General features: G+C 36.2%; 16 protein-coding genes and 1 tRNA gene. 7 read left to right on the top strand and 10 right to left on the bottom strand.

Annotation, left to right across the window (positions count from 1 at the left end; translation table 11 throughout):
• Positions 1-1010: 1010 nt before the first annotated feature.
• From REB14_RS12360 to REB14_RS12325, 8 genes are all read right to left on the bottom strand, one after another.
• On the bottom strand, positions 1011-1139 hold the full coding sequence (locus tag REB14_RS12360) for a hypothetical protein (RefSeq protein WP_309522327.1): 129 nt from the start codon (positions 1137-1139) through the stop codon (positions 1011-1013).
• Between the two features lie 315 nt (positions 1140-1454).
• Positions 1455-1832, bottom strand: a complete 378-nt coding sequence (locus REB14_RS12355; protein ID WP_079240388.1) for a VanZ family protein — start codon at positions 1830-1832, stop codon at positions 1455-1457.
• Positions 1807-2184, bottom strand: coding sequence for a glycine cleavage system protein GcvH (gcvH, locus tag REB14_RS12350; protein WP_065401025.1), 378 nt, complete (start codon positions 2182-2184; stop codon positions 1807-1809). The genes REB14_RS12355 and gcvH overlap by 26 nt, the downstream gene beginning before the upstream one ends.
• 105 nt (positions 2185-2289) lie before the next feature.
• Positions 2290-9321: a T9SS outer membrane translocon Sov/SprA gene (gene sov, locus REB14_RS12345; protein WP_309522328.1), complete on the bottom strand. Its 7032-nt coding sequence runs from the start codon at positions 9319-9321 to the stop codon at positions 2290-2292.
• A 57-nt stretch (positions 9322-9378) separates the two neighbouring features.
• A complete protein-coding gene (ruvA, locus tag REB14_RS12340; protein WP_034695878.1) occupies positions 9379-9963 on the bottom strand; it encodes a Holliday junction branch migration protein RuvA in 585 nt (194 codons plus the stop codon).
• 228 nt (positions 9964-10191) lie between these two features.
• Complete coding sequence (locus REB14_RS12335; RefSeq protein ID WP_079240385.1) at positions 10192-12477, bottom strand: NADP-dependent malic enzyme; 2286 nt, start codon at positions 12475-12477, stop codon at positions 10192-10194.
• 16 nt (positions 12478-12493) lie between these two features.
• A complete protein-coding gene (locus tag REB14_RS12330; protein WP_062672485.1) occupies positions 12494-13345 on the bottom strand; it encodes an ATPase in 852 nt (283 codons plus the stop codon).
• A gap of 85 nt (positions 13346-13430) precedes the next feature.
• Positions 13431-13694 (bottom strand): hypothetical protein, encoded by a 264-nt coding sequence (locus REB14_RS12325; RefSeq protein WP_034695874.1) that lies wholly within the window; start codon positions 13692-13694, stop codon positions 13431-13433.
• Between the two features lie 364 nt (positions 13695-14058).
• Here REB14_RS12325 and REB14_RS12320 point away from each other — a divergent pair, with 364 nt between their 5' ends.
• From REB14_RS12320 to REB14_RS12290, 7 genes are all read left to right on the top strand, one after another.
• On the top strand, positions 14059-14517 hold the full coding sequence (locus tag REB14_RS12320) for a GtrA family protein (protein WP_062672481.1): 459 nt from the start codon (positions 14059-14061) through the stop codon (positions 14515-14517).
• Positions 14518-14520: 3 nt separating this feature from the next.
• Positions 14521-15258 (top strand): lysophospholipid acyltransferase family protein, encoded by a 738-nt coding sequence (locus tag REB14_RS12315; RefSeq protein WP_079240384.1) that lies wholly within the window; start codon positions 14521-14523, stop codon positions 15256-15258.
• Between the two features lie 30 nt (positions 15259-15288).
• Positions 15289-16734 carry an MFS transporter gene (locus REB14_RS12310; RefSeq protein ID WP_079240383.1) on the top strand — a complete coding sequence of 482 codons (1446 nt, stop codon included), beginning with the start codon at positions 15289-15291 and terminating at the stop codon, positions 16732-16734.
• Complete coding sequence (locus REB14_RS12305) at positions 16724-17785, top strand: DUF3810 domain-containing protein (protein ID WP_079240382.1); 1062 nt, start codon at positions 16724-16726, stop codon at positions 17783-17785. The genes REB14_RS12310 and REB14_RS12305 overlap by 11 nt, the downstream gene beginning before the upstream one ends.
• A 719-nt stretch (positions 17786-18504) precedes the next feature.
• The gene (locus REB14_RS12300; RefSeq protein ID WP_309522326.1) at positions 18505-20019 is read left to right on the top strand and encodes a vitamin K epoxide reductase family protein; all 1515 of its coding nucleotides are present in this window, start codon (positions 18505-18507) and stop codon (positions 20017-20019) included.
• A gap of 190 nt (positions 20020-20209) precedes the next feature.
• Complete coding sequence (locus REB14_RS12295; RefSeq protein WP_079240380.1) at positions 20210-22405, top strand: peptidase domain-containing ABC transporter; 2196 nt, start codon at positions 20210-20212, stop codon at positions 22403-22405.
• Positions 22406-22561: 156 nt separating this feature from the next.
• Positions 22562-23860, top strand: a complete 1299-nt coding sequence (locus REB14_RS12290) for an HlyD family secretion protein (protein ID WP_079240379.1) — start codon at positions 22562-22564, stop codon at positions 23858-23860.
• A gap of 418 nt (positions 23861-24278) precedes the next feature.
• On the opposite strand, the gene REB14_RS12285 is transcribed toward REB14_RS12290, so the two are convergent.
• Both REB14_RS12285 and REB14_RS12280 read right to left on the bottom strand, forming a co-directional pair.
• Positions 24279-24352: transfer RNA gene (locus REB14_RS12285), tRNA-Met, on the bottom strand.
• Positions 24353-24396: 44 nt separating this feature from the next.
• Positions 24397-25689, bottom strand: coding sequence for a TlpA family protein disulfide reductase (locus tag REB14_RS12280; protein WP_309522325.1), 1293 nt, complete (start codon positions 25687-25689; stop codon positions 24397-24399).
• Positions 25690-25749 lie beyond the last annotated feature (60 nt).

Below are 25749 nucleotides of genomic sequence, written 5' to 3'. Positions count from 1 at the left end.
GTGTTAGGCCTCCCGCTAGCGTTCATCCTGAGCCAGGATCAAACTCTCCATTGTATGTTTGTCTGACTCACTCAAAGTTTTTAACGCTTTAGTTTTTCCTTACTTGGTTGTTATATTGTATGTCAATGATCTTTATATCTTTCGCTTTTTAACGCAGCAATCTTTCTGTCAGTGTTGCTCCGTATTTGCGAGTGCAAAAGTAAAACTTTATTTTTAATTGACCAAATGTTTTTGAAGAAAATTTTAAAGTTTTTTAAGTAACCTTAATCCTTCCAAAACCCTCAATCCATCTACTCCTGCGCTCCCTCTAATTGGGACTGCAAAGATAATAACTATTTTTTAACTGACAACTTTTTTTTGTAAAAAAAATTAAAGTTTTTTTTCGTCCTTATCTTATGAAGTAGTTTATGTTTCTGCCTTTCTAAAGGCGCTTCTGCGCTACTGAATGTATTTCGTTTTTCAGTGGGGCAAAGATAGAAACTTCCCATACACTACGCAACTTTATTTAACATAAATTTTACCTTTTATTAATATTTAGACCTAAACAACTGGATAGCAGGGTGAAAAATTTTAAACATTTGTTTGGAGGATCGGGTGAGGGTGTTCGAGGGTTGGAGAGTTTGAGCGTTGGAGAGGGTGAGAGGCGTGTTTCGGGGAGCGGGATGCGGGGTTTTGGGGTCGAAGGATCAAAATGAGGTATATAGAATTATATAGAATGGCTTTTTTAAATTAATAACCTATATATAAGCTTTGGCTAAAGCCAAACTAAGGAATTATTTTTTTACTAAACGGGCTAAAGCCCGCTCCTATTGAATAGTTATAATGAACCACAGATGGCACAGATTGACACAGATAAAATGTTTGCTTTTATATTATATATAGAATGGAAAATATGAAAGAGTACATTATATATAATTAATAGGATTTAACTCCTATACCCGTAATTAATTAAAATGTTTCGACTCTGCTCAGCATGATTGCTAATACTAACTGCTGAAAGGCCTTAGATATTATACTGTCATTTTACTTCCTTTAAGGCTCTTGTAAAGAAGTTGGGATTTCTGCGGAATGACACGATGGGAATAGAGATGGATACTCAATAACCTGTTTCCATAGAAACCAGCAAGATGAAAATTCATCACCAATGTTCCTTTTATACCTTGAAACCCGAAACCTGCAACACAATAACCCGAACCTCATCATTCATTATTCATCATTCATAATTTATAATTAATAACTCCTACCCTAGCCCTGATAGTAATGGTTACCCCGCAGCTTGGTTGGAGTGTGGATGGGTTTGGGTGTGGGAGCGCGCGGGCGCGAGGAGTAGAAATGGATAGCAGGATGAAGCTCTTAATTGGGTTGGAGAGTTGGAGGGTTTCTGCGTGGAAGAGTTAAGAGTGCTGGAAATATCAGACTACTAGATGAATTGAAATTCTGGTAGAATTCAAAGGTTAAAAGAAACGCTTGATCAATAGCTTATAGGTATAGTATCCTAATAAGCATCCAATAGTATCTGCTACAATATCTAAAGTTTCCATAGATCTGCCCAGTCCCATTTCTTCCTGAAGAATTTCTGTAAGGAAAGCATAGAGAAGGATGATCTGAAAAAAGTATGAGAATTTTATTTTGGGAAATGCAGCAATGAAAGAGAAACCTAAAGCTGCAAATATACTAAGGTGCAATACCTTATCGATACCGCTGAACATGAACCAATATTCATGGTTTTCTTCTCCTGGTTTGAGAAGCATATAAGTAAGAAATGCCCAATAAATGGGCAATATCTTACTAAATATTTTTGAAATCTTATCCAATGATAGCTTTGTAATCATCTGCAGAAAGTAACTCTGACTGATCTGCCCCATCAGCAATTTCCAATTTGATGATCCATCCGTCTCCATAAGGATCTGTATTTAACAGTTCAGGCTGGTCTTCTAAGTCTGAATTGAACTCAATAACCTTTCCAGCGATAGGTAAGAATAAATCTGAAACAGTTTTTACTGCTTCTACACTTCCGAAAACATCTCCTCCATTAAGATCATCATCTACAGTATCTACGTCAACGTAAACGATATCTCCAAGTTCTCCCTGAGCGAAGTCTGTAATACCAATTGTAGCAACGTTACCTTCGATCTTGATCCATTCGTGATCTTTCGTGTACTTTAATTCTGATGGTGTGTTCATTTTTAAATTTTTATTTTGTACAAATGTATTCAAAAATATAGTAGCTTCAAATATTGGATATAAAAAAAGTCCTTCAAATGAAGGACTTTTATGTTTGTATTATTTTTAGAATCCGCCTCCGGAATCTCCGAATGTAAATGTGGCAGAAATACCTGCTCTCACTGTAGACAGCGGGAATGCTGTGGAGATCTTATACTTTGAGGTCATCTGTTCGTAGAAGACTCTCAGATTCAGATTCTCGGAAACATTGTAGTCTGCAGAAAGTTTGATATTCATGAGTCTTTGTCCTCCTGTAACCTGAGCATCATTTAACAGAATATTCATAATGGATGTTTTACTGTCTCTTAATGAAATATCTCCTCTGATATTAAGGTCACTACCTTTTCCTCTTGTTCCTCTACCTCTGATATTGGCTGTTCCTAATCTGAAGTTTCTGACAATATATCCAAGTCTTACTACATATTCTGTATTGGCATCTTCAGTAAGCGTCTGGTTTACCAATCCCAGTACCATCATTCTGGTTCTGTTGTACTGTATCCCAAACTGCATATTGTTTCTCATGGTAACATCTACTCCAATAAGTGGTGAGAAAGATTCTACATATCCAACCTGTGCGAATGTATATGGGTTAATCTTGTCTCCATCATTTTTTTTCACATTCCCGGCATCATCCACTGTCTGATAATATCCGTTCGGGTTGCCATGATAATCTACATTGCTTTGAATACCTGTTGCGGTATACGTAGCGGTATAGGCATGTAAGATATCAAACTTCGTAAACTGCCCGCTGATCATTGGGATATTTTTTAATCCGGAATAGGTAATTCTCCAGTTTGGCAATGGGAATCCTGCTTTTTTAGGATTAGTCATTGGTTTTACAGATTTTCCTTCCATCGCTGCTCTAAAGGCAGGGATTAATACATAGGCATTTCCAATGCTGTAATGCTTTGCAAATCCGTTATTATCCAATACAGCTCCCGGACCTCCCAGCTGTTGAGAAAGGGCTCTTGCATTTTCTCTGATCGCCTGGTAAACAGCCTGCCCATCTTTAAATGATGTACTAAGAAGTGTTGTCGTATTGGAATAGGTTATCATTTCACTGGCAAATGTAAAGTCCGGATCAGGAACTCCACCATTGGTATAGTTAAATCCTGTATGGGAGAAGTTACTGTTGAAGGTATGCAACACATTAAGATCAACTCTCAGGTCATTCATTGGCATCACCTGTAAGTCTGCCCTCAATTCTTTGGTAGACATTCTTACGTATGGATCTGTCATATAATTGGAACCACTTACCCATCCGTTTTCCATTACGGTTCTTCTGATATCTGCCTGAGACCCCAGAAGGAATCCTAGTGTTGGGCCTCCCAGTGTCTGTCCGGATCCATACCAGTTTGGCGCGGATATTAACCCTGGAAGCACTGTTCCATTCGTTTCGTTATAACTTACGTTTAACTGTTTGAAAGAAGTCAGTAAGAATGCTGCACTTTGAAGTGGGGTAAGCTTATTCTTAAATTTATATTTCTTGTATCTGTATCTGTTTTTCTCCCACTGCTTCGCATACACATTGTTCAGAGAGTCCATTTCCTGTCTGCGTTTCTGAAGTTTGGCATTAATATTTTTGAAATAGTTAAACTGGCCAAAGAACTTCGGAAGATCTGCAGAAGCTGTTGCCTGAATCACATTGGTATTCTGTCCAACAGATCCTAAACTTGCTGTCTGGTTCGTATTAGGATCTACAAATCCAGTCAACGAAGTAGATCTTGCAGCCCAGTTGTAAGTAAATCCATATCCTACTTCTGCATCAATGAAATCCAGATAAGGCAGATACTGGAACGGCAGTTTATAATTCAGCTGTGCTCTGTGATTATACAATACCGGTCTTCCGGCTCTGAATACATTTCCGAAAATCGATTTGCTATCCATCGAATTTACATCCAGATTGTCATTCAACGTTCTGGTTGCGGAGTTGATTTCCAGTTTTAATGATTTTGTGAAATTGAATCCTAATCCATACTGCCATCCAAAGAAAAAGTTTCTGTTTCTGATGGCATCGAAATTATTATTCATGTCTCCGTTCAGGATTGCTTCCACATTTCTGAACTCAAGCTCGTTGTAGTTTCTGTCGATTTCAGTTCTGAATGAGATTCTTGTAGGAATTGGATTAATATTGAATTCCTTCACCCATCTCAGATACTTCGTAGATTTTGCCGTATCACTGATCATCTTGTTGAAAGGTTTCAGCACCCACGGTTTAAACGTATAATTATAATCAATATATCCTCTCAGATACTGTCTGTAATTTCTCTTGGTATAGATGTCTCTGAAATAGTCATCGTTATAAACAGCAGTTACTGATACGTTTTCAATATCATAAAACTTAGGCTTTTTATTTGGATTTACTCTTTCTTTGTGCATATTAACTACACCTATACTTCTCTGCTGAGTATAGGTTCTCGCTACTTTTTTCAATTGCTCTTTGTTCGGTGCCTTATTGAATTCTACGTCGGTATCCAGAGGGTTGTACTTTGGATCTTCAATAGTCTGCGAGTAAGAATAATTTAAAGGAATTTTCACCCCTGTCTTTTCCGGAAGGAATTTATCTACATTGATCGCAGTATTAATACTGAATGCCGACTGAGTAGATTGTGTTCTTTCCGCAGGTTTTGAATCAATATTTCCGAAACCAACTGATGTATAAGAGGCATTGGCATTCACGGTTGCAAGGTCTCCCATATTAAAGTTCAAGCTGGCATTTCCTGCATATCCACCATCATTCTCAATTTCAGAAAGACGGATTTCGTTAACCCACATAACTCTTGTTATGGTAGAGTTTGTTCTTGGATCTGCATTTCTTACCCCAATCATAATGGTGGTAATATTTCCTAAACTTGGTCTACCTTTAATATAAATATTTTTATAAGGTTCCTGATATCCGGTATCAACTGTTCTATTCGTAATAGCAACACCAGATTTGTCTCTTCTGATTTTAGCATCTACAAAGTTCTGAACATCAAAATCAACTTCGTTTTCCATTGGCCAGATCTCCATCGGAGCTGTTGCTGTTGTAGGAGTCATTCTTAAAGATGATTCATACTCGTAATAGTTATCAGTGGCATCGCTTCCGAAACGAATAAAGAATTTGGTATTCTCATCCAATCCAATCACTCTGTTCAAAGGATCGTGAGCGTGTACAAACAGCTTCAGCTTTTTGTATCTTCTCATATCCAATGTTGTATTTTTGAATACTCCTCTTGCTTCTGTTTTAAGGTCTTTCACTTTCATGTAAAGTGAAGCTTCATTCTGTCTCTGCGCACCTGCATTTCCACTCAATACCTGTCTGTCAATTCCCGGAGGCAATACATATGGAGGTTGGTTCAATGCATTTTCTTCAATATTTACACTTCCTATTTCAAAATTAGGATCTGTCACAGTTCCTGTTCCTTCGTCGGAATTAGGAACATTTACACTGGCGATTTTACTTGTATATTTTCTCCAGTCTGATCTTACAAGATCCATTGTTCCGAATCTCAGAGTAGAGGTCTGATCAAATCCTGCCAGCATCAATCTTGCAAATCTTACGTTATTCAATACAGCATCTTCGTGTGTTCCTTCAGCTGGATCATAATTCGCCACAGGAATTCTGAACAAGTACCATTTAACATCTGAAGTCTGCCCGTTCTGGAAAGTTGCTTTTACAGTTTTTACATCTACAATATTATTCGATCCAAGTGACAAACTTGGCTGGTCAAGCTTAATAACATATTGGTTATAATTTTCAGTCTGATCAAGGTTGTAATCTTTATTGATATCTTCAGCATCCGGAGTTTGAGAAGCTACATTCAGAGAGTTTGCTTCTGAGTTTCCTTCAGGGTTTCTGAAATATTTGTATCGTTCTACAACAGAGGCAGCCTGGCTTCCTGTAAATTTATCAGAAAGATAGAATACGAAGTCATCTACTGCAGGGTCAGCAATATTGGTTACCGGGTTTACAAATGTATTTCCGAATCTCATTGCCTCCTGGTCAGAAGTAAGACCATCATATCCGGCATCTTGTGTTTTTCTTTCATCTCCTTCTGTAGAGAATGCATATAAAATTGGTGGCTGTTTTGGCTGAGTTCCCCAGTTTGAATTCGTTGTAGAAGAAGGATTGCCAGGAGTTGGAAGTCCGTTTTCATACTGCATTTTTCCATCTTTCAGAACATCTTCAGAAACGTTTCCTAAGTGAAGTAAAAGTTTTGGATCAGTACCCAGTGTTTTACCATCTGCATAAGGGTCCATCATCCAGAATTCAACGTATTCAATATTTGAAGTAACAAAATTCGGAACGCTGATGGATCTCATAATCCCCGCCCATCTGCTTTGTGCCTGTTCTGCCAATGGGTTTACGTTGTATGGACCTTTTTCCTTAGGGAAATAAGAGATATCGAAAGTATTCGTGAAGGTTTGTTCTCCTGCTACGAAATCTCTGTTATTATAGATCTCTGAGTATTGTACTCTTCTGGAAGCGTGGTTGGATACAGACTGTGGTGTAATTCCTGCAGGTGCTTTTCCTCCAACATTCCAAAATCTAGGGTCGATATTATACCATGTTAATAATCCTCTTCCATATCCACTTGTAATATCGTCATTTGCCGGTACTGTATTAAATGGCGGCAATGTATTTTTTTCCGGTTTTGAAGCAAGGCTCCATGCTGCCGGTTCTTTTAATGATATTTTAGAAGTTGTCTGTTCAAAGTCGTCAATGTAAGACTGATTGTTTGTTCCTTTATTCAATCCAGGTAATAAGTAGGCCGCCTCCATCTTGAAGTTTAAGTTGGATGGAGCTTCGGTTTTTACCATAGGAAGTTTATTTGTCAATCTTGTAAGGTAAGGAGCCTGATTGTTATACATCAAGTTGATCCCCGCCATGGTATTGTTTACCGCTTCCTGCCCGAAGTTTACTTTCTGGGTCAGTGGAGATTCAGAGTAATTAATTACTGTTCCTCCTAAGATAAAGTTCTCACTGAATCTTCTTTCTAAGTTTAATCCTAAGAATCTCTTTCTTTGGGTATTAAATGTCAACTGGTTTTCCAGTGAAATATTGATGGCCTGTCCGGACTGTTTTATATTTTCATTAATGATTGTAACCGTACCAAGCATGTAGTCTACCGTATAGTCAACTCCTTCTGTAAGCTGAACTCCGTTTGCTGCCACTTTTACTGATCCCTGAGGAACATTTACCGCACCTAAAGAAATACCTTGTCCCTGAACTCCTTTGTAGCGTCCTTCCATGGTATACCTTTGCGCAAGGTTACTGGAGATCGCCTGTTGTTTTTGTTTGGTATAAAGATCCTGAAAAACATATTGAGGATCACTTGTCCCTAATTTCGATTCCAGATATTTACCGAAGGGCTGTACTTTCGTAAAGATAACTCTTCCTGTTTCCGGTCTGATGGTAATCCCATTGACAAAGTCGAAAATACCGTCTCCTTTACTTCCGTCTTTATTGTTCTGGATATCGCCGTTCATATTAAGACGGTCCCAGTTGAATAATTTCAGTAAGTTCTGATCTTTTACAGGAGTATCCGGAAGATAATTTACTTTACCTCCTGTTTTTGGATCTCTGTAATATACATTAAGGATAAAGCCATCAGGAGATACCTGTCCTGCATCTATAGAATAAACGTTCTTCATCATCAGATCCCACATTGGAGACTGCGTGTTCACCTTATTGTTTACTCTCAATACTTTGGTGATCAGTACAGGGCTTTCTTCAGAAAATTCCCCCACTTTATATACTTTATTACTTCCGTTCACAGTATATGAGTAGGAAACGGCTAAAAGCTGCTGGTCATTAAGCTTTTGATTCAATGAAATATATCCCAACTGCGGTTGGAAAGTAAATTCATTACTGTTCAGCTTTCTGGCTTTTGTATTGTATATGAATTGTTCTCCGTTATCATAAGGAGTAGGATCACCAGGAAGCACTTGTCCCTGGAAAATAGTCCCATAGTTTTTACCTGCTTCTCTGGTTCCTGCTACGGATGAAACAGCATCATAAAGACCGTTCAGAGAGTTATCCGGTAGTGTAACTCCACCAGGGCCTTCACCAAGGTCTCTGATCCCTATAATACTTTTCTGATAAGCCAGGTTACTGTTCCCTTGATCAAGTACCCAAACTTCCATTCTGGTAATATTGATGGTTGAGTTGATCTGCGGGTAATTAAGTAAGGCATCATCATATTTGTTCAGGAAATAATGTCCTAAAAAGAAGTGTTGGTTTTCTTCATAGTCAATGGCGTTGACTTTAAAGTTGTTCATCACACCACCTCCCTGTACTACAATATTACGTGCCTCCCCCTGTTGCTGGGAAAGGACTACTGTTCCAAATGTTTTTCCTAACTGAAATTCTGTTTTCACCCCGAATAGTGATTGGGATCCACGGATAAGGCTGGTTGAAAGCGGCATGTTTACGTTACCAAATTCAACTCTTTTGATGATTTTATCTTCTCCTCCTTCGTTGGGTTTATCTACATTTCCAAGACCTTTACTCTGAAGATCTTTCCAGCTTCCTTTTGCCTGCCATACAAGGTTCATTCTGTTTTCAAAAGCAAAACCACTCTGGGTGTCATAATTGGCTTTTAACTGAAGGTTCTCCCCTACTTTCCCTAATAAACCAAGCTGAATTCTCTGATCAATATCAAAGGTAAAACTAGTCCTGTTTTGGGGCAGGATCATTGGGTTATCTATTTTCTGATAAAGTCCTGCAAAATCCAGGGATGCATATCCTGAAGGGATGATTTCAATTTTGTTACCTCCGAAAATGGTTTCAAAAAGTCTGTTATTGATCATCACAGAAGGGATAAGTCCTTTTCTCCTTGCATCTGATTTATCTTTTCTGAAAAGGAGATTGTACTTGTCTGATTTCTCCTTATAGTAAGCTCTGGTCTGGCTGGCAAGCATATATTCTTTATACTCTTCCGGAGACATGGCTGTGGGAGGACCTGTAATGGTATTTCCAATTTTGGGATACACATAGTACATCCCGGTTTTTATGTCGTAATAGGCTTCATACCTCGTAGGGTCAGCCACTTCATATTGTTTTCTTATGATCGCTGTATCTTTCTGTGCCTGTGCAAAAGCACCGACAGACATACACAGGAACGACAGGAACAAAAATATGTTAAGATGCTTAATATTCGCCACCAAATGTTAAATGTTTTTTAAGATTTGTTTAACCAATTCTTCTACCGAGATGCTTGGATTTTGTTTTATAATTTTATCCGCAATCTTCTCGCTCGTTCGTTTAGGAATGCCTAAAACTTCTAATGCAGATAACGATTCTTCCTTGATTTTATTATCCACCATCACAGAAATGTTCGCGTTGGGATCGCTGTATTTCTGTACTTTATCTTTAAGATCTACAATAATTCTTTCGGCAGTTTTTGCACCAATTCCTTTTGCTTTTTGGATCAGTGCACTGTTTCCTGAAAGTATGGCAGAAGCAATCTCATCAAGGCTCAATGTTGACAACAGAATAAGGGCTGAAACCGCTCCTACGCCATTAACGCTTATTAACAGATTGAACATTTCTTTTTCTGAACGTGTGTTAAATCCAAAGAGAAGATGAGCATCTTCACGAATGATCTGCTGAATAAATAAAAAGGTCTGCTGATTCAAAACCAGCGTCTGTGAGGTCATCAAACTGATTCCCACATAGTAACCAACTCCTTGAACATTGATGACAGCGTAGGTAGGCGTAAGTTCTTGAACATTGCCTTGTAAAGAAAATATCATTATTAATTTTTAAAACTCCCAAATATAGCAATTTAAACTAATTAATGTTTTCATTTAACGCGCGAATGACTTTTAACTTAAATTTCAAATAAGAATTCAAGGAATTAACAGAAAAACAAAAGACTCCAAAATATGGAGTCTTTTTACTATCTGAACACGGTTTACAGTGTCATTTTTTAAATAAGAGGAAAAGATTACTGCATTACAGTTATCCTTCAATTCTTGGTATTATTTTTTCTCTCTTCTTTGAGCATCAAGAACAGCAATGGTAGCAAGGTTTACAATCTCATCAACGCTTGAACGCATCTGAAGTACGTGTACCGGCTGCTTTAATCCCATTAAGATCGGTCCGATTACCTGTGCTACTTTCATTCCTCTCAGAATTTTGTAAGAAAGGTTTGCACTTTCCAGATTCGGGAAGATGAATGTGTTGGCAGGTGTAGTTCCTAGTTTGGAGAATGGATAATCGCTCAGGTGATCTGCATTCATTGCAAAATCCGGCTGAATTTCACCATCCACAACCATTTTAGGGAATTTCTCATGAAGGATGCTCACTGCTTTTGCTACTTTTTTAGAAGTTTCAGAGATGGCAGCAAAGTTTTCAAATCCAAGCATTGCAATTCTTGGTTCGATAGCAAAAGATTTTACTGTAAATTCTGCCATTTTAGCAATATTCACAAGATCTTCAGCAGTAGGATTTTGATTGATAGAGGTATCTGCGAAGAAAATAGGTTTCTTTTCAGACAGAATCATCATCATTGCCGCTACTTTATCTACTCCTTTATCTTTTTCGATCACTTCTAAAACAGGACGTAAAACGGAAGTATAATTTTTAGAGAATCCTACGATAAGTCCATCAGTATCACCATGCTTCAGCATCAAAGGTCCGAAATAGTCTCTCTGACGTACATATCTTTTCGCTTTGTACTCGTTCATTCCTTTTCTCTGACGAAGTTTCCAAAGGGTTTCTCTGTATTTCTTTCTGTTTTCTTTCTGATCATCATCACTTGGATCAATGATTGGAACATCCAGGGTAATTCCGTAACGCTCCATTTGCTCCTTGATGTATTTTTTATCTCCTAAAAGACTTGGGTAAGCAATTCCTTCTTCATAAAGAATCTGGGCTGCTTTTAATACATTGTATTCTTCAGCATTTCCAAGGGTGATTCTTTTCGGATTGGATTTTGCACGACTCTGCATCATTCTTACCAATCTTTCATCTCTGCCCATTCTGTCTAAAAGTTGGTGCTCATATTCATCAAAATCCGTAATGGTTTTTCTGGCAACACCACTTTCAATAGCTGCTTTAGCAACAGCGCTTGATACTTTTGTGATCAATCTGTTATCAAACGGTTTCGGGATGAAATATTCTCTTCCAAACTGAAGATTCTGAACGTTGTATGCTAAAATTACAGCTTCCGGCACTGGTTCTTTTGCAAGATCAGCAATGGCGTGTACGGCAGCCAGTTTCATATCTTCATTAATTCCTGTAGCCTGTACATCTAATGCTCCACGGAAGATATAAGGAAATCCTAATACATTGTTTACCTGGTTAGGATAATCACTTCTTCCTGTTGCCATGATCACATCTTTACGGGTTTCAAGAGCAAGATCATAAGCGATTTCCGGATCAGGGTTAGCAAGAGCAAATACGATAGGGTTATCATTCATGCTCAACAACATTTCCGGAGTCATTACATTTCCTTTTGACAATCCTACAAAAACATCAGATCCTTTTACAGCATCTTCTAATGTTTCGATATCTGTCTGAGCGATGAAATCTAATTTTTCAGGAGTAAGGTTTTCTCTTTTATGATTAATTACTCCTTTACTGTCACACATCAGGACATTTTCTTTTTTCAATCCTAATGAAATATAAAGCTTGGTACATGCAATAGCTGCAGCACCAGCTCCATTCACCACCATTTTCACTTTATCAATATCCTTGTTGGCAATTTGCAAAGAGTTGATCAATGCAGCAGCTGAGATAATGGCTGTTCCGTGCTGGTCATCGTGCATCAAAGGAATATTCAATTCCTCTTTCAGTCTTTGTTCTATATAAAAAGCTTCAGGCGCTTTAATATCTTCCAGGTTGATCCCTCCAAAAGTAGGAGCAATACCTTTTACAATTTCAATAAATTTATCCGGATCTTTTTCGTCGATCTCAATATCAAAAACGTTAATATCTGCAAAGATCTTGAATAAAAGTCCTTTCCCTTCCATTACCGGTTTTGAAGCCTCAGCCCCGATATCTCCCAGTCCAAGTACGGCAGTACCGTTAGAAATTACTGCTACCAGGTTTCCTTTTCCTGTATAATCATATACAGTTTCCGGCTTATCATGAATTTCCATACAAGGAACTGCTACTCCCGGAGAATAAGCCAATGACAAATCTCTTTGAGAAGAGTGTGGCTTTGATGGGATAACTTCAATTTTTCCTTTGGGTTCTGCTTTATGATAATCTAGCGCTGCCTGGCTAAAGTTCTTTTCGTCACGATTGTTGTTACTTGACATAAAATTTTGTTTTTTGTTAAAGTATATATTTAATGTGGTAATCTACTAAGCTTTCAATTGGTTTCTGCACAACATGTCCCACATTTAAATTAAGTTCTGTAGCTACAGAACGTAGTGTATTTTCATAATAATAAGCGATGGAACCGATAAAATTGATTTCGGCATCATGCGCTTCTTCATAAGGAAGAACCTGATATTCGAAGAAACTTTTCATTTCCTCAAAAACCATGTCTTTGAAATAAGGATGATCTTTTCTTTCGATTACAAATTTGGTAAAATTCGCAAGATATGCGTTTGGTCTTGGAGTATGATACATGTTTTTCAATGCATCTTCTACGGTAAGCTGATAATCTGCTTCAAACTCTTTATGAAGATCTGCAGGCAGTTTTTTCATAAAATATCTGCGTACCAATTGCTTTCCGATAGCACTTCCACTTCCTTCATCCCCAATCAGGAATCCTAGTGAAGGCAGTTCTATCTTTACATTTTCACCATCAAAAAAACAGGAATTTGATCCTGTGCCAAGAATGCACACGATAGCAGGTTTCCCACTGTATGCCGCATAGGCTGCAGCCATCAGGTCTTCCTTCACAATAATCTCTGCTTTTCCAAAAACCTTTTTCAGTTCTTCTTCTATGGTCTCGCAGTTTTTCTTCACACCGCATCCGGAACCATAAAAAAAGACTTTGGTAATTGAATTTTTAACCGATATCAGATTGCTATTCTTCTGTATTTCAGGAGCGATAAGTTCTCTGTTGATAAAATTCGGATTGAAACCGATTGTTTCTGTTTTCAGAAAAACTTTCTTAAAGTCATCAAGTATTACCCAATCCGATTTAGTAGAACCACTATCTACAATAGCAACCATATTTTAGATTTTAATTTAAGGGTGCTAAATTATGAATTTATCTTCAATTAGCGTTTAAAAACAACCTGGAAGCTGTCTAAAATCATTAATGCTTGATTTGTGTTTTCTTTTCGTTGAATTGTATAAGCCAATCTTCTATTTCATCTTCCAGATAGGAAGTCTGTAATACCATTGCATTGATAAAATCATCAGGTACCGGTTCTCCACTGGAGTTTTCAAGATTCCACAATTCGTTTGACATATTTTCATATTCTGAATACACTCTTTTGAAGCGGGAATTTTCTTTCTCAAGAGCCTCAATATTTTTCTGTTGAAGCTGGAATTTTCTGTATTTGTTTTGACGTTTCATACAAATATTATTAAAAATTGGGTCATAAAATGTTGGAGTATATGCGCTTAACCGCGCACTACAAGATAGAAAAAACCATCAACACAAGGAGTTGAAAATGAATTTATTATCAGGTCTTAATTACATCATTCTGAATATTAAAATTAGAAATAATTTTTATTAAAAAAAATATTTTAACAACTTTTTTCAGTGTTTAACATATAGTTATAAATTTGCATATTCATATTGTGAAGCTATGGGATTATTGGGATTTAAAAACCATTATGAACAGAAGGGATTCGCTAAGGTGTTTATCTGCTGAGATATAAATCTGCTCTGTATGCTATCCAATATGTACAAACATTTTTAGTTTTATATTCATTAAATGAAAGAAATACTCTTACGCCAGAAACAGGTTTTGTTCTTCATCATTGCAGGAGGACTGAGTGCCATTGTAGAAATAGGAAGCTTTAAGATTTTCAGCACCTATCTTCCGCACTTCTTTGTAAAGGAAACCAACTTCTATGGGGTACACTATCCTTTAAGTAACATTTTTTCCACAAGCTGCGGGATTATTACCAATTACTTTCTGAGCATCTGGTTTGTATTTGAAAGAGGAAAACATTCAAAGAGAAAAGAGTTTGCTTATTTTATGGTGGTCTCTTTTTTTTCAACATTACTCAGCTTAGGCTTTTTCCAAATATTCTATAGTTTCATATTTAAAGATAATATCAATTTATTTTTTTATACCTTGAGCCCGGAAATGATCAGCAAAATTGCAGCAATATTGCTGGTTTCCATTCTAAATTATTCGATTAAGAAGAAAGTAATTTTTAACGGTTAAGCTGTGGCAAAAATTTTAAATTATCTCTGGAGATTCTGGTTGCTTCTGTTGGCATTTTTTCTGACTGTCAGTATTGGAATCCCGGTTTACATTTTATCCTTTAATAAAAAGCATTATAAATACGGTTACAAACTTGTCAGACTCTGGTGCTTTGGCATGTTTTACGGAATGGGCTTCAGATATGATCTGATTAAACTTTCGGAACAGAAAAAAGATAAGAATACCCCTTACGTCTTTATCTCCAATCATACGTCCATTATGGATATTATGCTTGTATGCATTCTCTTTCCAGATCATCCGATCTGTTTTGTAGGAAAAAAAGAGCTGGTAAAAATTCCGATTTTCGGAACCATATATAAAAGGATATGTGTAATGGTAGACAGAGCCAGCGCAAAAAGCCGTGCAGATGTATACCGCAGATGTGCAGAGAAGATGGAAGAAGGTAACAGTATTGCCATTTTTCCGGAAGGTGGTGTACCTGACGATACTTCTATCATCCTGGATGATTTTAAGGACGGTGCATTTATGCTGTCTTCAAAACACCATTCTCCAATAGCTGTTTATACCTTTGTGGGACTCAAGGAAATGTTCCCTTTTGAAAACTCAAAAGGCTTCCCCGGAAGAGTAAAGGTATATTTTAATGGAATCATTGAGCCTACAGATTCGCCAAAAGACTTAAAGGCAGAGGCTTATGAGAAAATAAAAAAAACCTTAATCAGGTATTCCGTTGAAAGGAAATAGTTATATTTGTTTGTGAAATCTATAATAAATATGTCAAATTATTCTAAACAAACCAATTGGGCCCAATTCATTCCGTTGGTTACTGTATTCTTCTTTTGGGGATTTGTAGCAGCCAGTAATGATATTCTGATCCCAGTTTTTCAAAAAGCCTTCAATTTATCTCAAACCGAGAGTATGCTGGTACAGATATGCTTCTATGTAGCGTACACTGTAGGTTCTTTAATTTATATGCTTGTATCAAAGAGCCTGAAACAGGATTTGATCAACAAAATCGGGTACAAAAACGGTCTTATTGTGGGACTTTTGATTTCCGCAATGGGAACTTTATTATTTTATCCGGCGGCTAATATGCATTCTTTCCCGTTAATGATCTCCGGATTATTTATTGTAGGTTTAGGATTTTCTCTTCAGCAGATTGTTGCTAATCCGCTTGCTATTGAAGTAGGTCCTACAGAAACGGGATCTCAGAGATTAACAATGGCTGGAGGAATCAACAACTTAGGAACGACTATCGGACCGCTTATCGTTGCATTTGCTATTTTTGGTTCTGCAAGTGCCGGTAATACGGAAGCGAGTATAGAAAGTGTAAAAGTACCTTACCTTATATTAGGAGCAGCTTTTGCTCTGGTAGCTTTAATGCTTAAATTCTCTTCCCTTCCTGCGGTAACTCCCACGAATACTGAGAATACAGATGATACAACTCCGGGAGAACACAGAACTTCGGCTTTCCAGTATCCTCAATTGGTAATGGGAATGATTGCCATCTTCGTTTATGTAGGTGTGGAAGTTTCTACCGCAAGTAACCTTCCTGCCTATATGGAAAAAAATCTAGGATTTGAAACAAAAGATGTAGCTCCCTATATCTCTCTATACTGGGCATCATTAATGATTGGCCGTTGGACAGGTGCTGTAGAAGCATTTGACGTGAATGCCGGCTTTAAAAAGATTTTAAGATTCTTAGCCCCTTATCTTGCGTTTGGAGTGTTTTTATTCGTGAATGCACTTGCCAAGCATGACCTTTCTCCTTTCTATGTATATGGATTCATCATCGTTGCAATGATTATCTGTGACATCTTAAGCAAAGGAAATCCGGCAAGAATGCTTCTAATCTTCTCTCTGGCAGGGATCACTGCATTGCTTATCGGTATGTTTACTACAGGAATGGTATCTGTGTATGCATTTACCAGCGTAGGACTTTTCTGCTCTACTTTATGGCCTTGTATTTTCGCATTGGCTATCAACGGACTTGGAAAGCACACTAACCAAGGTTCAGGATACCTTATTATGATGATTATGGGGGGAGGTATTGTAAGCTTTATACAGGGTTATATTGCAGATATTACCAATATTCATTTCAGTTATATCGTAGGGGTTATTTGTTTTGCTTATCTTGCATTCTATGCGATCCGTGTAAGTGGGATTCTGAAAGCTCAGGGCATTGATCTGGATAAAGTATCTAAAGGTAATGGTCATTAATATAACAACAAAAATATATAAGAAAAAGAGATTTTGGGCAGGTGTTTTACTTGCCCAATTTCTTTTGTTCTATGGATTCTCAAAATCCAAAGTGATGATTTCTTTTTTTGAAAGCTTTTTTGAATTTCAAAAAGGAATTCATCAGATGCTGTTCAGCTGGATTACATTTTCTGTTGGAGATCTTATATACATTCTACTGGGAGCTTTCCTTCTGTATTATGTGATCTCTTTATTCAGGAAAGAGAAAAGAAATCATTCCTTAATCAGAATTCTGATCATCATTAATATTTTTTATCTCATTTATCAGATATTTTGGGGAATGCTGTATTTCCAGACTCCGATTATTAAAAAACTTTCCAGTCAGGAGGATCCCAATATAAATAAGGCAAAAAAATTAGCCGTTGTCTATCTTGAACGATGTAAGCAAACCAGACAGTCTGTTCATGAGGATAAAAATGGAGTTTTTATCATTACCAACCTTACGGATATACAAAAGGAAATCTTGCACCAACAGGCAAAACTACCTTCTTATATTTCAGATAAAAAAGCAACTCAAATTCTGGATATCAAGCCCAGTTTATTCAAAAAAGTAATGAACTTTACAGGAATTTTGGGATACTACAATCCTTTTACTGCTGAAGCTCAATATAACAGTGAATTACCTCATACATTCATCCCTTTCACCACAGCCCATGAAAGCTCTCATCAATTGGGTTTTGCAAGAGAACAGGAGGCTAATTTTGTGGGATATCTGATAGGTATTCACTCTACTAACTCTGAACTGAGATACAGTACTGAATTTTTCACTTTAAAAAGTCTTTTAAGGTTCATTGTTGAGGAAGACCCACAGTTTGTAAAGAATATTCTTCATCAGTACTCTCCTGCCATGAAAAGAGACCGTGCCTATGAAAAAAGTTTTGTTTTTCAGCATCAGGGATGGCTGGATGACTTCTTTGGATTTACCAATAACCTGTTTCTGAAAAGTAATCAACAAGAAGGTTCTGTTACCTATTCTTACTTTATTGATCTGCTCTTAAATTATGAATCATAAATAAAAAAAGAATCGTATCAGGCGATACGATTCTAAAAACACAAATGATGAAAAAAAATTTATTACCTTGACTTGTTCCCTCATTCAAGGCGATGTAAAAGTACGACATATTTTATAAATACAAAAACATTTCCCTCCTTTTTTAAAACTTTATGAAAACTTTATGATTTTTTAAGTTTTTTTGAGTTCATCCCGTATTGTCACAAATCACACAAAACAGCGGCATTACACAACCAAATCAAGGATAAAAGTCATATAAGTTATGAAAAAATCAAAAAACCAAACATTTGTTTAGATAAAAACCATTTCAATTTCATCCTGTTTTCACTGTTTTAAAAATTGGAGTTATCTCTTATATTCTATAGGATATTTCTACAATTTCAAATTCAAAAATTTAAAATATATCCATCATTCTTGTAGCGATTATTAATTCTGTTTTTAATTTAAAAACAAGTATATTTTACCTGCATGAGGAAACTCAATCTATACTTCATCCTGAAAACGTTCAAACACCAGATTGTTGAAATCAAAACTTGTTTCTTCAAAAGAGAATCTATTATTAGTATCAATACCATACTATATTGTAAAGCTCTAAATTCAATACAATAAAATACTGAGGATCAAATAAAATCTACCAACACCCATTTATATCTCACTAATAAAGGAAAATTTTTTTTGTATATTTAAAACATCTGTGTATTTTAGATAAAAATATTAATATGATTTTTGACAAACTAATTAACCATCTAAAACTCGATAAACAGGAATTTATTTTCCAGTTCAACTCCCATCCCAATTATCCATCTGCACTGGCATTTAGTGACACACTCAACTTTATGGGAGTAAAAAATGATGCTTACGAACTTGACAAAGAATATTGGGACGAACTTCCGGAAGAATTTATTGCCATTGTTGAGAACTCATTTTCGCTGGTAAAAAAGTCAGGAAGCAATTATTCCGTATATTCAGAAAAAGCAAAAACCTTCGGTAAAGAAGAACTTTATAATAAATCAACAGATTTTGTACTGCTGTTTGAGAAAACAGAAAATGCAGAAAGTAAACTGGCTTTTAATTTCAAACCGGTTCTTTATCTCATTTTTGCAACTGTTCTTGCCTATTCTTTTATTAGCCAAACCATTTACGAAGCTCTATTTAATGTACTTTCCTTAGCAGGAGTTTATATTTCCCTGGAAATTTTCAATCAGAAATTCGGGAATACTTCTACTGTCATCGGAAGTATATGTGGAGGCGGAGGCGCTACAGCAAGTCAGACAGCCAACTCGTGTGATAAGATCATCAAACAGGATAAAACCAGTATTATGGGCTTAAAGTTTGCAGATTTTTCTCTGATTTATTTTGCAGGACTTGCCGTATTAGGTCTGTTCTTACCAGCAACAGCGTATATCGTAAAAGGTTTCACATTCGTTTCTGTAATTGCCATCGGATATTCTTTATACATCCAGGCATTTGTAGAAAAAACATTTTGTAGAGTATGTCTTTTGATTATTTCAATCCTGGTAGGACAAATTGTAATCAGTAGTTTATTTTTTGAGAATCTGTCTTTCAGTGTGGGGACTCTTTTATTGACTGTTATTCTTTGGGCTCTTGTATTTTCTGCAGTTATCTATTTCAACACTCTTCTTGAGCAAAAAGAAGCTCTTCAAAAATCGAATGCGAAAAATCTCAGATTCAAGAGAAACTATGAGCTTTTTAAAAACCAGATGGAACAAAATCCAAAAATAGAATTTCATGATACTGAAACTTTTGCTGTTGGAAAAAGAGATGCTAAACTTCGTATTTCTATCGTTTCCAATCCATATTGTGGCTTCTGTAAAGATGCGCATAAGCTTGTTGAAGGACTTTTGGAAAAATATCCGGAGAATATTTCACTACAGATGAGATTCAATTACAGCCCAGACAGAGCTCCTGAAAAATACACTCAGCTTATTTCAGATTTAACTCATATCTATCATAACAAACCTGAAAAAGAATTTTTACATGCTGTAGAAGAATGGTTTGAAACTAAGGATGAAAGCAAAATCAATGCGCTTTCCGGAGGAAACGTAACTTCAGAGAATCTGAATCCATTAGTAGACATGTCCATAGAAAACAGTAATGCAGGATTAAGCTTTACTCCTATCTTTATCATCAATGGATATCAGTTTCCAGACAAGTATGATCGTGAAGATATTTTATTCTTTATTGATGAATTAATAGAGGATGATGAGATCTAGTAAATAAATCTCATTCATTTAAAAATTTCACTATCTTAGGAAAAACAAAATAACCATCTGAAAAGATGTAAAAGAGTAGAAAAACGGTGATCAATGGGACTATTTCCAGTTTACCATTTCATTGAATTATAATTGAATTAAAGTAAAAATGTCGTCATTTATTGACGGCATTTTATAATGAGTAGTAGTTTTGAAAAAAAAGTTTCCTTTTTATAAGCAACCAGATACCAAAGATTGTGGCCCTACATGCCTCAGAATCGTCAGTAAGTATTATGGTAAAAGTATATCTCTGCAGCAGATTCGTAACCTTTCCGAAACAACACGTGAAGGAAGCAGCCTTCTTGGCCTGAGCGACGCCGCAGAAAATCTTGGATTCCGGTCAATGGGAGTCCAGATCGATTTCAATACCCTTACAGAAGAAGTTCCTTTTCCATGTATAGCACACTGGAATAAAAATCATTTTGTTGTTGTATACAAAATCGACAAAAATAACAAAGTCTATATTTCAGATCCCAGCTATGGACTGATCACTTATACCAGAGAAGAATTCATCAAGTCCTGGATTGGAGAAAATGCCAACGAAAATACAGAAGAAGGAATTGTCCTGATTCTTGAAACCACTCCTGCATTCTTCCAGACAGAGTTTGATGCTGAAGAGAGTAAGGCAAGCTTTACATTCTTGTCCAAATATCTTCTTAAGTATAAAACACTTGTTATACAATTGGCTATTGGTCTATTAGGAGGAAGTTTACTTTCCCTGATATTCCCGTTTCTTACCCAAAGTATTGTAGACGTCGGGATCCAGAATCAGGATATTAATTTTATCTATGTAGTTCTCCTTGCCCAAATTATGCTATTCCTGGGAAGAATGGGAATTGAGACAATCCGAAGCTGGATTCTTCTTCACCTTTCGGCAAGGATCAATATTTCGATCATCTCCGATTTCTTTATCAAATTAATGAAACTTCCGATAAGTTTCTTTGATACCAGAATGACAGGAGATATCATGCAAAGAATTAATGACCACCACAGAATTGAACAGCTTCTTACAAGCTCTTCACTGAATACATTATTCTCTTTGGTCAACCTTATTATTTTCAGTATTGTATTATTATTTTACGATTACAGACTTTTCATCGTTTATCTTGTAGGAGCTGTATTATATATTGGCTGGATCAGTTTTTTCCTCAAAAAGAGAAAAGAGCTAGATTATAAAAGATTCTCACAGGTATCTCAGGAACAAAGTAAAGTAATTGAGCTTATCAACGGTATGCAGGAAATCAAAATGCATAATGCCGAGAAGCAAAAAAGATGGGACTGGGAATTTCTACAGGTAAAACTATTTAAGATCCGAATAAAATCTCTTTCATTAGAACAATGGCAGTCTGTTGGAGGAAACTTTATCAATCAGATGAAAGATATTCTGGTGAGTTTCCTTTCTGCAAAACTTGTTTTAAGTGGAAACCTTACTTTGGGGATGATGCTTTCCGTTCAGTATATTATTGGACAATTAAACAGCCCGCTTCTTCAGCTTATCGACTTTATCAAACAAACTCAGGATGCCAAGATTTCCCTTGAAAGATTAGGAGAAATCCATGATAAAGATGATGAAGAAGATAAAAATGAGCAGTACGTCACAGATGTTCCGAAGCAAGATATCGAAATCAAAGATATGTCGTTCAGGTACATTGGTTCTGATGTTCCGGTTTTTGAAAACTTAAGCCTTACGATTCCTTATCAGCAGACAACAGCCATTGTGGGAGCCAGCGGAAGTGGAAAAACTACTTTATTGAAACTGTTGATGAAATTCTATGATCCGGACCAGGGTGAAATCAGAATCGGAAATACCAATATGAAAAATATTTCTCCGAGATACTGGAGAGATCATTGTGGAGTTGTAATGCAGGAAGGATATGTATTCAATGATACCATCGCCAATAATATTGCTGTAGGTGAAGATCATATAGATAAACAAAAACTAAGACGTGCTGTAGAGATAGCCAATATCAAAGATTTTATTGAAAGTCTTCCATTAAGTTATAATACAAAGATCGGAAATGAAGGAGTTGGCGTAAGTGGAGGTCAAAAACAGAGACTTTTCATTGCAAGAGCCGTTTACAAATCCCCTGAATATATTTTATTTGATGAAGCTACCTCTGCATTAGATGCCAATAATGAGAAAGTAATTATGGAAAATCTTGAACAGTTCTTTAAAGGCAAAACAGCAGTGGTGATTGCCCACAGACTTTCAACAGTAAGACATGCTGATAAAATCATTGTACTGGATCAAGGAAAAGTAGTTGAAGAAGGAAGTCATGCCGATCTGGTAGATTTAAGGGGAGAGTATTACAGACTTGTAAGAAATCAGCTTGAATTAGGCAGCTAATGGAATTCGAAAAACTTATTAAAGACTAATATTAATAATGAAAAATATAAAATACCTTCCTGATGCAAATACTTCCGCACCGGATAGGTATGACGGGAACTTCCCAATTATTTAAATTATATTCCCAAAATATTGGGAAAATTTTACCTCAAAACAATGAAAGAAGACGTTTTAGACAATATTGAACTCCGCTCAGAGAGTGTACAGGATATTCTTACCCAGCCACCACATTGGATGATCCGCTGGGGAAATACCGCGATATTTATTATCCTCCTGTTGATTCTCTTAATGAGCTACATTATAAAATATCCGGAATTTGTACCGGCTCCTATTATTGTAACTTCCCAGAATCCTCCTGAGAAAATAGAAGCACGAACCAGTTCCAAAATTGAAAAAATATTCATAAAAGACCATCAGGAAGTTAAAAAGAATGATGTTCTGATGGTGATGCAGTCTGCAGCTAACTATAAAGACATTTTAGAGCTTAAAAAACTGGTAGACTCTATCACACCTGATAAATTATATACCTTCCCTATTGCCCAGGCTTCAAGATTTAAACTGGGTGAATTGCAGGGTGAATATAACAGTTTCGCAAAAGCATTTCAGGATGAAGCTCTTTTTACAAGACTACAGCCTTATGCTCCTGAAAATCTGGCCGCCAATCAGAGCATTTCAGAATATAAAATAAGAATTGCTACTTTGAAACAGCAGAAGAACCTGGAATCTATAAAATATGATCTGACAAAGAAAAACTTCAACAGATCTCAGGAATTATTCAACCAAGGGGTTATTTCAGCCATGGAACTTGAAAACGAAAAGATCAAATATCTTCAGGCACAGCAAAACCTTGAGAATATCAAAATCTCCATATCTCAAATGGATGAAGGAATTTCCAATCTGAATAAGACCAAAAGCGGAACTGCCATAAATACAGAAAAAGACAGAATTACATACTCTTCCCAAACTCTACAGCTTCTTGAACAGCTTCGAAAATCTCTAAAACAGTGGGAACTGAATTATCTTGTAATCTCATCCACTGATGGTGTTGCCAGTTTCCAACAATTCTTTGGTGAGAATCAGTTTGTAAAGGTAGGAGAACCCATCCTTTCTATTCTTCCTAAAAATAAAGAGCAACTAGTGGGCAGGATGTCTGTTCCTACCACAAATTCAGGAAAAATAACTCCTGGTGAGAAAGTCCTGATTAAACTGGACAATTACCGATTCCAGGAATACGGTATCATCGAAGGAAAGGTACAGAATATCTCTCTGATTCCTGATGATAAAGGAAATTACTATGTAGATGTAATTTTACCAAAAGGATTAAAAACAAGCTACAATAAAACACTTACATTCGATAAAGAGCTTAGAGGCAGTGCAGAAATTGTAACACAAGACCTGCGACTGATTGAAAGATTCTTCTATCAAATCAGAAAGTTACTTGGATATCAGGTTTAATAACCCTTTTATTAAAAACTAACCCCGTTTTGCAAATTGTAAAACGGGGTTTTTATTATTTATTTTTAAAATTCCGAGTCATCTGATAATGTTTTGCAGAAGTCCAATCAATCTCATTTGTTTAAATTGCCTATTACAGCCACAATCTAACTAAGTAAAGGATTTTATCGCAAAAAATATGATCATTCAAAAAAAGGCAAGAAAACGACGGATATGAGGGCAATCATAGCATTAGTTGGTCATAAAAATTAACCGGACATTATAATGAAGCTAAAGTAGTATAATTATTCCCTTAATATTCCATTAGAAGAATAAAATCGTTAAAAAGTAAAATTCATTGGAAAGAATTAAAAGATAAAAAGACAATTCTTTTAAAAGTAAAAACCGCAATCATTAAATTAATGATTGCGGTTTATTGTAGCGAAGACGGGAATTGAACCCGTGACCTCAGGGTTATGAATCCTGCGCTCTAACCAACTGAGCTACCTCGCCGTTTTGGTGGTGCAAATATAGAAAATATTTCTTTACCTCCAAAATTATTTTAGCTTAAAATATTCTAAAACATCACCAACGTGATCTGGTTTGCTGATTATCTTATTGTTAGCATCCAAAATAAAATACGTCGGAGTTGCATGAATATTATATAAATCTGTATAACTACTATTCCATCCTCTCAATTCTGAATCATTCACCCAAGGAAATGCAGCAATTTTTTTGGTATATGAATTCTTATCCACATCTAAAGACAGCCCTACAATCTGAATATTTTTTGATTTTAAATCATTATATTTTTCCAAAAGTTTTGGAAGTTCACTTTCACAGTGTGAGCATGTAGATGACCAGAACACAACGACCTTCTTATCTGCCTTTATATCGTGTAAAGATTTTGCAGTGGTATTGACAGGTGACTGGAACTTATAATTAGGGAAAACAGCCCCCATTTCAATGTTTGCGTTCGATTTCAATGTAGAAGCAAGCCTGTCAGTAATGGTACATTTAAGATTTTTAGCTAGAGACAGATATTTGCTCTTGTATTCATCCATCTGATAGACATCAAAAATATCAATCAATTCTGACAATACAGTCTGTCCTCTTGGAGTTTCTACTTTTAAACGATCCAGCAACTTATCAACAGAAGCTGTAACATTAGCATTTCCTCCTGAATTCAGATAAGCTACTAATACAGGTCTCAATAACGATGAGCTTTCAAGCATATCATTTGATTTGTCCAAAAAGTTGATTATTTCTTCCTGATCTACTTTCTTGGCTGAATCGGGTGAGTTAGAAAGAAACTTGCTGTAATTCATATTATAATAAGCAATAAATGGGTGTTGCGCAGCATCAATAGAACCTGAAGCACCAGAAAGTCTGTCAATTTCTGTTTTCAAAGCTTTTCCAAAATCTGTATTGTCTTTGTAATATTCTTTGATTTGTGCTAAAGCTGGCAAAATAAGCTCTTTCTTTTGGGAGCCTTCCTGTTGTTTGCTCATCAGATTATTGGCATCGTCCTGATAAATAACATCTTTTACTTTGCTATTCTGAATATCCAATTTAAAGTTGACATTTTTATTTTCAGAAATAAAGCTTACAGTATTATTAGAGCCAGGAAAATAAACTTTCATCATCCCCATATAATGACCTGGATATTTAAAAGTCCATGTACTATTCTTACTTTGTTCTTTAGTAACAATAATATCTTTTGATCCGTTAAGTGTATATAGAATAGCATCCTGGTCTTTAAAGTCTGCCGGAGCCTGAATTGTAACAGTAAATTGAGCCTGTAAAGCAAATGCAGCCAAAACCGCTGATAGCGTATAAATCTTTTTCATAAAGTAAAAATAAAAAAACTCCCTGACTAATCAGAGAGTTTAATATTATTTTAATAAAAT

It is taken from the genome of Chryseobacterium metallicongregator, assembly GCF_031324065.1.
Classification (GTDB): Bacteria; Bacteroidota; Bacteroidia; order Flavobacteriales; family Weeksellaceae; genus Chryseobacterium; species Chryseobacterium metallicongregator.
Note: the sequence above shows the minus strand (reverse complement) of the source record. Positions and strands in the feature narration are given on the sequence as shown.

Excerpts from the sequence above, each read along its gene's own strand:
- REB14_RS12305 (WP_079240382.1), top strand. The coding sequence starts at position 16,724 with ATGGTCATTAATATAACAACAAAAATATATAAGAAAAAGAGATTTTGG.
- REB14_RS12330 (WP_062672485.1), bottom strand. The coding sequence starts at position 13,345 with ATGGTTGCTATTGTAGATAGTGGTTCTACTAAATCGGATTGGGTAATA.
- REB14_RS12325 (WP_034695874.1), bottom strand. The coding sequence starts at position 13,694 with ATGAAACGTCAAAACAAATACAGAAAATTCCAGCTTCAACAGAAAAAT.
- ruvA (WP_034695878.1), bottom strand. The coding sequence starts at position 9,963 with ATGATATTTTCTTTACAAGGCAATGTTCAAGAACTTACGCCTACCTAC.
- REB14_RS12290 (WP_079240379.1), top strand. The coding sequence starts at position 22,562 with ATGAAAGAAGACGTTTTAGACAATATTGAACTCCGCTCAGAGAGTGTA.
- REB14_RS12280 (WP_309522325.1), bottom strand. The coding sequence starts at position 25,689 with ATGAAAAAGATTTATACGCTATCAGCGGTTTTGGCTGCATTTGCTTTA.
- gcvH (WP_065401025.1), bottom strand. The coding sequence starts at position 2,184 with ATGAACACACCATCAGAATTAAAGTACACGAAAGATCACGAATGGATC.
- sov (WP_309522328.1), bottom strand. The coding sequence starts at position 9,321 with ATGTCTGTCGGTGCTTTTGCACAGGCACAGAAAGATACAGCGATCATA.
- REB14_RS12355 (WP_079240388.1), bottom strand. The coding sequence starts at position 1,832 with ATGATTACAAAGCTATCATTGGATAAGATTTCAAAAATATTTAGTAAG.
- REB14_RS12335 (WP_079240385.1), bottom strand. The coding sequence starts at position 12,477 with ATGTCAAGTAACAACAATCGTGACGAAAAGAACTTTAGCCAGGCAGCG.
- REB14_RS12360 (WP_309522327.1), bottom strand. The coding sequence starts at position 1,139 with ATGAATTTTCATCTTGCTGGTTTCTATGGAAACAGGTTATTGAGTATC.
- REB14_RS12320 (WP_062672481.1), top strand. The coding sequence starts at position 14,059 with ATGAAAGAAATACTCTTACGCCAGAAACAGGTTTTGTTCTTCATCATT.
- REB14_RS12300 (WP_309522326.1), top strand. The coding sequence starts at position 18,505 with ATGATTTTTGACAAACTAATTAACCATCTAAAACTCGATAAACAGGAA.
- REB14_RS12310 (WP_079240383.1), top strand. The coding sequence starts at position 15,289 with ATGTCAAATTATTCTAAACAAACCAATTGGGCCCAATTCATTCCGTTG.